This window comes from Pseudomonas sp. 30_B (genome assembly GCF_017491605.1).
Lineage (GTDB): Bacteria > Pseudomonadota > Gammaproteobacteria > Pseudomonadales > Pseudomonadaceae > Pseudomonas.
Map to the genome: position 1 here is coordinate 72,990 of NZ_JAFGYY010000024.1, position 10,676 is coordinate 83,665.

A 10,676-nucleotide genomic window follows, 5' to 3' on the forward strand; every position below is an offset into this window, starting at 1 on the left:
GCGTTTGCCGGCCCGCGCGAGCGCGAACCAGCGAAAATAGCCGGCATTATCCTGCGATTCGCCAGGCCTGTCACTGCACAGTCAGCCTGAGCCTCGCGGACCACCTTGCCATCGTGAGCCTTTTGTCCTGGGGACACCAAGCCATGGAATTCCTTGTAAAAAGCGTACGCCCGGAAACCCTGAAAACCGCCACCCTGGTCATCGCCGTGGGCGAAGGCCGCAAGCTTGGCGCCACGGCCAAGGCCGTTGACGACGTCACCGGCGGCGCCATCAGCACCCTGCTCAAGCGTGGCGATCTGACGGGCAAGGTTGGTCAGACGCTACTCCTGCAAGATTTGCCGAACCTTAAGGCCGACCGCGTGTTGCTGGTCGGCGCCGGCAAGGAACGCGACCTCTCCGACCGCGCCTACCGCAAACTGGTTTCCGCCGTCCTGGGCAATTTGAAGAATCTGGGCGGCGCCGACGCCGTCCTGGCCCTGGGCGATCTCGCCGTGAAAGGCCGTAACGCCCATGGCAAAGCCCGCCTGCAAGTAGAAACCCTGGCCGACGGCACCTACGTCTTCGACCGTTTCAAGAGCCAGAAGGCCGAAGCGCCGAAGCTGAAGAAAATCACCCTGCTGGTCGACAAGGCCGATGCCGCCGCCGTCGAACAGGGCGCCAGGGAAGCCCAGGCCATCGCCAACGGCATGGCCCTGACCCGCGACCTGGGCAACCTGCCGCCGAACCTCTGCCACCCGACCTTCCTCGGCGAGCAGGCCAAGGCGCTGGGCAAGGAATACAAGGGTCTGAAGGTCGAAGTCCTCGATGAGAAGAAGCTGCGTGAGCTGGGCATGGGTTCCTTCCTTGCCGTCGCCCAGGGCAGCGACCAGCCGCCGCGCCTGATCGTGCTGCAGTACAACGGCGCGAAGACGAAAGACGAAGCCCCGCACGTGCTGGTCGGCAAGGGCATCACCTTCGACACCGGCGGCATCAGCCTGAAGCCCGGCCTGGGCATGGACGAGATGAAGTTCGACATGTGCGGCGCCGCCTCGGTATTCGGCACCTTCCGCGCCGTGCTGGAATTGCAGCTGCCGATCAACCTGGTGGGCGTCATGGCCTGCGCCGAGAACATGCCCAGCGGCGGTGCGACCCGTCCGGGCGACATCGTCACTACCATGAGCGGCCAGACCGTCGAAATCCTCAATACCGATGCCGAAGGCCGCCTGGTGCTGTGCGACGCGCTGACCTATGTCGAACGCTTCAAGCCGCAGTCGGTAGTGGATATTGCCACCCTGACCGGTGCCTGCATCGTCGCCCTGGGCTCCAACACCTCGGGCCTGATGGGCAACAACGACGCGCTGATCAAGCAACTGCTCAAGGCCGGCGAAGTCGCCGACGACCGCGCCTGGCAACTGCCGCTGTTCGACGAATACCAGGAGCAGCTGGACAGCCCCTTCGCCGACATCGCCAACATCGGCGGGCCGAAGGCCGGCACCATCACCGCCGGCTGCTTCCTGTCGCGCTTCGCCAAGAAGTTCCACTGGGCGCACCTGGATATCGCCGGCACCGCCTGGATCAGCGGAGGCAAGGACAAGGGCGCCACGGGCCGCCCTGTTCCGCTGCTGACCCAGTACCTGCTGGATCGCGTGAAGTAACGGAGTAAGACAGCAATGTTTTTTGGAACCCAAAGCGTCGCGAGTGCCGCTCAGGCAAGGCGAAAGCCTGCGCAAAAGCGCAGTTTACGTTTTGTAAATGAGCAATTTGCGCAGGTTTTCAACGCAGCATGAGCAAACGCAGCAGCTTTGGGGCCAAAAAATGACGCGCGTGGACTTCTACGTCATCCCCAGCGCCGATCCCGACGCACGCCTGACCATCGCCTGCCGCCTGGCCGAAAAGGCCTGGCGGCAGGGCATGCGCATCTTCGTGCTGTGCGCCGACGAGGCCCAGCGCGAAGCGCTGGATGCGCGGTTGTGGAACTTCCGAGGCGAAACCTTCATCCCACACAATGCGGTGGAAGAAGACGCCGACTCGCCGGTGGTACTCGCCCTGGGCGAGCCGCCCCAGAGCCACCGGGACCTGCTGATCAACCTGACCCTGGCCATTCCCGCTTTCGTCGACCACTTCAACCGGGTCGCCGAACTGGTGATCGAAGAACCGGCAATTCGTCAGGCCGCGCGGGAGAATTTCCGCCGCTACCGCGAGCAGGGCTATCCTTTGCAGGACCATCGCCTGCCGCGCCCTTGAGAACGTCTCAGCCAAGACCATGGACAACCGCAAGCCCCCGCACGACCCCGATCACCTGCTGGAAGACCTGAAATCGATCCAGGAACTGCTGGACGAATCAGGCGCCGAGCCGCCGCTGCTCACCGAATCCTTCGAACCGGACAACATCCCGCTGCTGTCCGATGTCGTCACGCCGGCACCGCGTGCGCCGGAACCGTCGACCGCCAAGGCCGCTGAGTCCACCGAGCCCGCCGAGCCCGCCGAGCCCGCCGAGCCGAAAGTCTCGCCCCAGGCCAGCGAACTCAATCGTCTGGACCTGGAGCTGCGCGCCGCCGCCCAGCTTATCCTGCAGGACGTGATCGACGACTTCGCACCGCAGATCGAAGCCGAACTGCAGCGTCGCCTGGAAGCGCGGATGCAGCGCCTGCTGGCCCAGCGCAAGAGCTGACGTCCCGCTCCATACCCTCCGCGCGGCAGCGGGCCAATCGCGGACAAAGTCCGCTCCTACGCCAAGGGAGGCGCCGTAACTAACCTGTAGGAGCGCGCCATGCGCGCGATCGCGGGCGTGGCCCGCTCCTACAGGGAACGTCGGCGCTGGGTGGCTCGCTCCTGTCCCCTGAGCCCCACCGATTAAGCCCCCGGTGGCCTGAGAGCCCCGCGCCCCGTTATACTCACCGGTTTTCCGTCTAGCCTTATCAGGGTCCCGCCGCGCTCATGGACAAGACCTACCAGCCCCACGCCATCGAATCCCACTGGTACCCCCTGTGGGAAAAAGAGAACTACTTCGCCCCGCAAGGTTCCGGCGAGCCGTACACCATCATGATTCCGCCGCCGAACGTCACCGGCAGCCTGCACATGGGCCACGGCTTCAACAACGCCATCATGGACGCGCTGATCCGCTACCGCCGCATGCAGGGCCGCAACACCCTGTGGCAACCGGGCACCGACCACGCCGGCATCGCCACCCAGATGGTGGTGGAACGCCAGCTGGCCGCACAGGGCATCGCCCGTCATGACCTGGGCCGCGAGAAGTTCCTGGAGAAGGTCTGGGAGTGGAAGGACCAGTCCGGCGGCACCATCACCCGCCAGATTCGCCGCCTGGGCTCCTCCGTGGACTGGTCGCGCGAGCGCTTCACCATGGACGAAGGCCTGTCCAACGCCGTGAAGGAAGCCTTCGTGCGCCTGCACGAGGACGGCCTGATCTACCGTGGCAAGCGCCTGGTCAACTGGGACACCAAGTTCCACACCGCCATTTCCGACCTCGAAGTGGAGAACCACGACGAGAAGGGCCACCTCTGGCACCTGCGCTACCCGCTGGCCGACGGCCACAAGACCGCCGACGGCAAGGACCACCTGGTCGTCGCCACCACCCGCCCGGAAACCGTGCTGGGTGACAGCGCCGTCGCCGTGCATCCGGAAGACGAGCGCTACGCCGCGCTGATCGGCACCTTCATCGACCTGCCGCTGGTGGGCCGACGCATTCCGATCATCGCCGACGACTACGTCGACCGCGAGTTCGGCACCGGCTGCGTGAAGATCACCCCGGCCCACGACTTCAACGACTATGAAGTCGGCAAGCGCCACGACCTGCCGCTGATCAACATCTTCGACAAGGACGCCGCCGTCCTCGCCGTCGCCCAGGTGTTCAAGCTTGACGGCAGCGTGAATCCCGACCTCGACGCCAGCCTGCCGGCCGCCTACGCCGGTCTCGACCGCTTCGTCGCGCGCAAGCAGATCGTTGCCGACTTCGAGGCCGCCGGCCTGCTGGAGAAGATCGACGACCACGCGCTGAAAGTGCCCAAGGGCGACCGCTCCGGCACCGTCATCGAGCCCTGGCTGACCGACCAGTGGTACGTCTCCACCAAGCCGCTGGCCGAACCCGCCATCGCCGCCGTGGAAGATGGCCGCATCCAGTTCGTGCCCAAGCAGTACGAGAACATGTACTTCAGCTGGATGCGCGACATCCAGGACTGGTGCATCAGCCGTCAGCTGTGGTGGGGCCACCGCATCCCGGCCTGGTACGACGACGCCGGCAACGTCTACGTCGGTCGCAACGAGGCCGAAGTGCGCGCCAAGTACAACCTGGGCGAAGCCAACCTGCGCCAGGACGAAGACGTCCTGGACACCTGGTTCAGCTCGGGCCTGTGGACCTTCTCCACCCTCGGCTGGCCGGAACAGACCGAATACCTGAAGACCTTCCACCCCACCGACGTGCTGGTGACCGGCTTCGACATCATCTTCTTCTGGGTTGCGCGCATGATCATGCTGACCATGCACCTGATCAAGAATGGCGATGGCAGCGCACAGATCCCGTTCAAGACCGTCTACGTCCACGGTCTGGTACGCGATGGCCAGGGCCAGAAGATGTCCAAGTCCAAGGGCAACGTCCTTGACCCGCTGGACATCGTCGATGGCATCACCCTCGACGAACTGCTGGAGAAACGCACCAGCGGCATGATGCAGCCCAAGCTCGCCGAGAAGATCGCCAAGCAGACCAAGGCCGAGTTCCCCGAAGGCATCGCCAGCTACGGCACCGACGCCCTGCGCTTCACCTTCTGCTCCCTGGCGTCCACCGGCCGCGACATCAAGTTCGACATGGGCCGCGTCGAGGGCTACCGCAACTTCTGCAACAAGCTGTGGAACGCCGCCAACTTCGTCATCGAGAACACCGATGGCAAGGACACCGGCGTCAATGGCGAGCCGGTCGAGCTGTCCTCGGTGGACCGCTGGATCATCTCCGCCCTGCAGCGCACCGAGATCGAAGTCGCGCGCCAGCTGGACGCCTTCCGCTTCGACCTGGCCACCCAGGCCCTCTACGAGTTCATCTGGGACGAGTACTGCGCCTGGTACCTGGAACTGGTCAAGCCGGTGCTGTGGGACGAGAACGCGCCCATCGAACGCCAGCGCGGCACCCGTCGCACCCTGGCCCGCGTGCTGGAAACCGCACTGCGCCTGGCGCACCCGTTCATGCCGTTCATCACCGAGGAAATCTGGCAGCGCATCAAGGCGTCCGCCGGCAAGAGCGGTGACACCCTGATGCTGCAACCCTGGCCGATCGCCGACGAAGCGAAGATCGACGCCGCCGCCGAAGGCGACATCGAGTGGGTCAAGGCCCTGATGCTGGGCATCCGCCAGATTCGCGGCGAGATGAACATCTCCATGGCCAAGCGCATCGACCTGGTGCTGAACAACGCATCGCCCGAAGACCACCGCCGCCTGGCCGACAACGAGCCGCTGCTGATGAAGCTGGCCAAGCTCGAGACCATCCGCGTGCTGGACGCTGGCGAAGAGCCGCCGATGTCCGCCACCGCGCTGGTCGGCGACCTGCAGGTACTGGTGCCGATGGCCGGCCTGATCGACAAGGCCGCCGAAATGGCCCGTCTGGACAAGGAAATCCAGCGCCTGGAAGGCGAAGTCAAACGCGTCGGCGGCAAGCTCGCCAACGAAGGCTTCGTCGCCAAGGCCCCGCCGGAAGTGATCGAGAAGGAACGCGCCAAGCTGGCTGAAGCCGAGCAGGCGGTGACCAACCTGATCCAGCAGCGCGAGAAGATCGCCAGTCTGTAATCCCCATCACAAGGCCCGCCAATGCGGGCCTTGTGCTTTTCGGGGTTCAACTCACAGCATAACCTGCCTGTAGGAGCGAGCTTGCTCGCGAACGCTTTGCCTGAAGCCAAAGTGCCAGGCGGTTCGCGAGCAAGCTCGCTCCTACAATGAACAGCGCTCACCCAGCGCATCCCGGACCACTCCGAGCAGATGCCGCCCGCGTCATTCCCCCACGGAATGACCTCGCGAAGAATGGTCACTTGGCGCCCGCCGCGCTTTGCATCGAAGATCGCAACGCCGGGCCGCTCCAGGGGTTCGTCGGCGCTCTTCCGGGAGCGGCCCCGGTTTCAGCCCAAGGAGCCCGAAGTCCATGTCCGACCTCCCCGTCCGCAATGGCGGCCAGATCCTCGTCGAAGCCCTGCTGCGCAACGCGGTCGATACCGTCTACTGCATCCCCGGCGAAAGCTACCTGCCGGTGCTCGATGCCCTGCACGACGCCCCCTCGATCAGCACCATCGTCACCCGTCACGAAGGCGCCGCCTCGAACATGGCCGATGCCTACGGCAAGCTCACCGGGCGGCCGGGCATCTGCTTCGTCACCCGAGGCCCGGGCGCTACCCATGCCGCCAACGGCGTGCATACGGCCAAGCAGGATTCGACGCCGATGATCCTCTTCGTCGGCCAGGTGGAAAGCGCGTTCATGGGCCGCGAGGCCTTCCAGGAGGTGGACTATCGGCAGATGTTCGGCGGCCTGGCCAAGTGGGCCACGGAGATCGACGACATCCGCCGCATCCCCGAAGTGGTCGCCCAGGCCTTCGCCGTGGCCCAGTCCGGCCGCCCGGGCCCGGTGGTGGTCGGGCTGCCGGAGGAAGTCCTGTTCGGCTCGGCCGCCGTCGCGGACGTCCCTGCGCCGCGAATTCCGCAGACTGCCCCATCGCAGCAGGCGATGGAGGAACTGCGCAGCCTGCTGGCCCGCGCCCGTAAACCGCTGCTGGTCGTCGGCGGCACCGGTTGGGATGAAGCCGCGCGCGGTGCGCTGCAACGCTTCGCCAAGGCCAATGACCTGCCAGTGGTGGCCTCGTTCCGTCGCCAGGATCTCTACGACAACCGCGACGCCCAGTACGCCGGCCAGCTCGGCTTCGGCGCCTCGCCCAAGCTCACCGCGCGGGTGCAGGAGGCCGACCTGCTGCTGGTGCTCGGCTCGCGCCTGAGCGAGACGCCCAGCGCCGGCTACACCCTGATTCAAAGCCCGCGCCCCACGCAGACACTGATCCACATCCATTCGGACGCCGGCGAACTGGGCCGGGTCTACCAGGCCGACCTGCCGTTGCAGGCCAGCATGCCGGCCATCGCCGCGGCCCTCGACGCTCTGCCACCACTCGCCGAACGCCCCTGGGCCGAATGGACCGCCGCCGCCCGCGCGGACTACCTCGCCTACTCCCTGCCTCCGGCCAGCCCGGCTGAACTGAACGGCGTCGACCTGGCCGCCGTGGTCAGCCACCTCAGCGAAGTCCTGCCCGAGGATGCGGTAATCAGCAATGGCGCCGGCAACTACGCGGTCTGGGTGCACCGCTTCTACCGCTATCGCGCCGCGCGCTGCCAGCTGGCGCCCACCAACGGCGCAATGGGCTACGGCTTCCCGGCGGCGATCGCCGCCAAGCTGCGCGACCCGCAACGCAGCGTGGTGTGCTTCGCTGGCGACGGCTGCTTCATGATGTACCCGCAGGAACTGGCCACCGCGGTGCAATATGGCGCCGCGCTGATCGTCATCGTGGTCAACAATGGCATGCTCGGCACCATCCGCATGCACCAGGAACGCGAGTATCCGGGGCGCATCAGCGCGACCGAACTGCGCAACCCCGACTTCGTCGCCCTGGCTCGCGCCTTCGGCGCCCACAGCGAACTCGTCGAGCGCACCGAGGACTTCGCCGCCGCTTTCGAGCGTGCCCAGGCCAGCGGCAAGCCGGCGCTGATCGAACTGCGCACCGACCCACGGCAGATCACCCCGGTGGCACGCCTGCCGTAGAATCCGTGCGACTGCACGCCAGCGCCAGGCTTCGCTAAGCTGCACCGGATCAAGGCATTGCGCCCGCCCCTGCGGGCACAATGCCTGCCGACATACCGCTAGGGAAGCGCATGAGTCTGCCACTGATCTGGGTTCTGTTCCTGCTCGCCACCGCCGTGGCGCTGTTCGTCATCAACCGGCCGCGCATGGACGTGGTCGCCCTGCTGGTGATGGTCGCGCTGCCGCTGTCCGGCATCCTCAGCGTGCAGGAGTCCCTGGCCGGCTTTGCCGATCCCAACGTCATCCTGATCGCCGCGCTGTTCGTCATTGGCGAAGGGCTGGTGCGCACCGGGGTGGCCTATCGCATCGGCGAATGGCTGACCCGCCGCGCAGGCGCCAGCGAAACGCGCCTGCTGGTACTGCTGATGCTGGCCGTGGCCGGGCTCGGCTCGGTGATGAGTTCCACCGGCGTGGTCGCCATCTTCATTCCCGTGGTCCTGAGCATCACCGCGCGCCTGCATGTCTCGCCGCGACGGCTGATGATGCCGCTGAGCTTCGCCGGGCTGATCAGCGGCATGCTCACCCTGGTCGCCACCGCACCCAACGTGGTGGTGCACAGCGAACTGGTACGCGAAGGTTCGAAAGGCTTCGGCTTCTTCAGCTTCACCCCCTTCGGCCTGGTCATCCTCGTCCTGGGCGTCGGCTACATGCTGATGGCGCGCCGCTGGCTGGGCGACGACGACGGCGATGCCGGCCAGCGCGCCAAGCGCCGCACCTTGAGCGACCTGATCCGTGACTACCAGCTCGCCGGTCGCGAACGCCGCCTGCGCATCCGCGCCGACTCGCAGCTGGTGGGCATGAGCCTGGGCGACGTGGAACTGCGTGCCCGCGCCGGCACCAATGTGGTCGCCATCGAACGCATGCTGCACTTCCGCCTGAAGATCTTCGGCCCCACCGCCAACATCACCCTGCACGCCGGCGACGTGCTGCTGGTGGACATCTACGGCGAGCGCGGCGACCTGCTGGGCCTGTACCACGAATACGGTCTGGAACCGCTGAGCCTGCAGGGCGACTACTTCACCGAGCGCGCCCACGAAGTGGGCATGGCCGAAGTGACGCTGCCCCCGGAATCCACCCTGCTGGGCAAGAGCGTGCTGGAACTGGAGTTCCGCAGCCAGTTCGGCCTCAACGTGGTCGGCCTGCGACGCAACCGTGAAGCGCTGGTGGAAGGCCTGCTGGAAGCCAAGCTGAAGGTCGGCGACACCCTGCTGGTGATCGGCGCCTGGAAGGACATCCGCCAGCTCCAGGCGCGCGGGCGCGACTTCCTGGTGCTCAGCCTGCCGGCCGAGGTGGACGAAGCCGCTCCCGCCGCCAGCCAGGCGCCCCACGCGCTGTTCAGCCTGGCGGTGATGGTGATCCTGATGGTCAGCGGCCTGGTGCCCAACGTCATGGCCGCACTGATCGGTTGCCTGCTGATGGGCGCCTTCCGCTGCATCGACATGGACAGTGCCTACCGCGCCATCCACTGGCAGAGCCTGCTGCTGATCGTCGGCATGCTGCCCTTCGCCCTCGCCCTGCAGAAGACCGGCGGCATCGACCTCGCGGTCAATGCCCTGGTCGGCGTACTCGGCGAAGCCGGACCCTATGCGATTCTCGCCAGCCTGTTCGTGCTCACCGCACTGATCGGCCTGTTCATCTCCAACACCGCCACCGCCGTGCTCATGGCGCCAGTCGCCATCGCCACCGCCAAGGCCCTCGGCGCTTCGCCCGAGGCCTTCGCGATGATCGTCGCACTGGCCGCCTCGGCCGCCTTCATGACGCCGATCTCCTCACCGGTGAACACCCTGGTGCTTGGCCCCGGGCGCTATCGATTCGGAGATTTCGTCAAGGTTGGCGTACCCTTCACGATTCTGGTGATGATCGTCAGCGTTGTGCTGGTACCCTGGCTGCTGCCGCTGTAGCAGCCCCACAAGGCCAACAAGGAAATGTCTCGATGGAAGTGAGCAAGACCAAAAGCAGTTTCTACCGCCGCCTCTACGTCGCCTGGCTGATCGACAGCGGCACCGCCACCAGCGTCCCGGCGCTGATGGAGGCCACCGGCATGCCCCGGCGCACCGCCCAGGACACCCTGGCCGCGCTGGCCGACCTCGACATCGACTGCGCCTTCGAGCAGCACGACGGCGAACGCAACAATGCCGGCCACTATCGCATCCGCGACTGGGGCGCCATCGATCCGCGCTGGATCGCCCAGCACCTGGCGCAGATCAAGGACGTTCTGCAGTACCCCTGAGCCACCCGTATGCTTGCCGTCCCGCCCCTCATCTGGCGCTATCGCCGACTGATCCTGCTGCTGGCCTTCGCCGGGGTGCTGGTCGCGCTCTACCGCGTCAGTGGCCTGCACGAGGATTTCAGCCTCGACTATCTACGCAATGAGTTGCAGGACAATCGCCTGCGCGGCCTGCTGCTGTTCGTCGGGCTGTTCGCCCTGGGCAACTTGCTGCACATCCCCGGCCTGCTGTTCCTCGCCGCCGCCGTGCTGGCGCTGGGCAAGCTGTGGGGCGGGCTGATCACCTACGGCGCGGCGGTGTTCTCCTGCGGCTTCACCTTCCTGATCGTGCGCTCCATCGGCGGCAACGGCCTGCGCCTGCTGAACAACAGGCTGACCCGCGCGGTGTTCAGCCACCTCGACCAACGCCCGGCCAGCAGCGTGTTCCTCCTGCGCCACGCCTTCATCACCTCGCCGACGCTGAACTACAGCCTCGCCCTCTCGGGCATCGGCTTCGCACCCTACATGCTCGGCACCCTGCTCGGCCTGCCGATCCCGCTGTTGCTGTGCTGCCTGCTGTTCGACCGCCTGGGCAACGTGCTGCTCGGCTGAAGCGCCCATCTGTGGGAAAATCGCCCACCGCCTTCCTGCCCCGCGCCC

General features: G+C 66.2%; 8 protein-coding genes. All 8 read left to right on the forward strand.

What is annotated here, in order from left to right; all coding sequences use genetic code 11:
* The first annotated feature begins 143 nt into the window (after positions 1-143).
* The 8 genes from J5M67_RS22380 (at position 144) to J5M67_RS22415 (ending at position 10,628) form a co-directional block, all read left to right on the forward strand.
* Complete coding sequence (locus J5M67_RS22380; RefSeq protein ID WP_207887509.1) at positions 144-1,634, forward strand: leucyl aminopeptidase; 1,491 nt, start codon at positions 144-146, stop codon at positions 1,632-1,634.
* A gap of 160 nt (positions 1,635-1,794) precedes the next feature.
* Positions 1,795-2,223, forward strand: a complete 429-nt coding sequence (locus tag J5M67_RS22385; protein WP_207887510.1) for a DNA polymerase III subunit chi — start codon at positions 1,795-1,797, stop codon at positions 2,221-2,223.
* 19 nt (positions 2,224-2,242) lie between these two features.
* A complete protein-coding gene (locus tag J5M67_RS22390) occupies positions 2,243-2,650 on the forward strand; it encodes a DNA polymerase III subunit chi (protein WP_207887511.1) in 408 nt (135 codons plus the stop codon).
* Positions 2,651-2,916: 266 nt separating this feature from the next.
* Entirely contained in the window at positions 2,917-5,766 is a 2,850-nt protein-coding gene (locus tag J5M67_RS22395; protein ID WP_207887512.1) for a valine--tRNA ligase, read from the forward strand.
* 349 nt (positions 5,767-6,115) lie between these two features.
* Positions 6,116-7,771, forward strand: coding sequence for a thiamine pyrophosphate-binding protein (locus J5M67_RS22400; protein ID WP_207887513.1), 1,656 nt, complete (start codon positions 6,116-6,118; stop codon positions 7,769-7,771).
* A gap of 110 nt (positions 7,772-7,881) precedes the next feature.
* Complete coding sequence (locus J5M67_RS22405; protein WP_207887514.1) at positions 7,882-9,711, forward strand: SLC13 family permease; 1,830 nt, start codon at positions 7,882-7,884, stop codon at positions 9,709-9,711.
* A gap of 32 nt (positions 9,712-9,743) precedes the next feature.
* The gene (locus J5M67_RS22410) at positions 9,744-10,040 is read left to right on the forward strand and encodes a helix-turn-helix domain-containing protein (RefSeq protein ID WP_207887515.1); all 297 of its coding nucleotides are present in this window, start codon (positions 9,744-9,746) and stop codon (positions 10,038-10,040) included.
* A gap of 9 nt (positions 10,041-10,049) precedes the next feature.
* Complete coding sequence (locus tag J5M67_RS22415) at positions 10,050-10,628, forward strand: VTT domain-containing protein (protein ID WP_207887516.1); 579 nt, start codon at positions 10,050-10,052, stop codon at positions 10,626-10,628.
* Positions 10,629-10,676 lie beyond the last annotated feature (48 nt).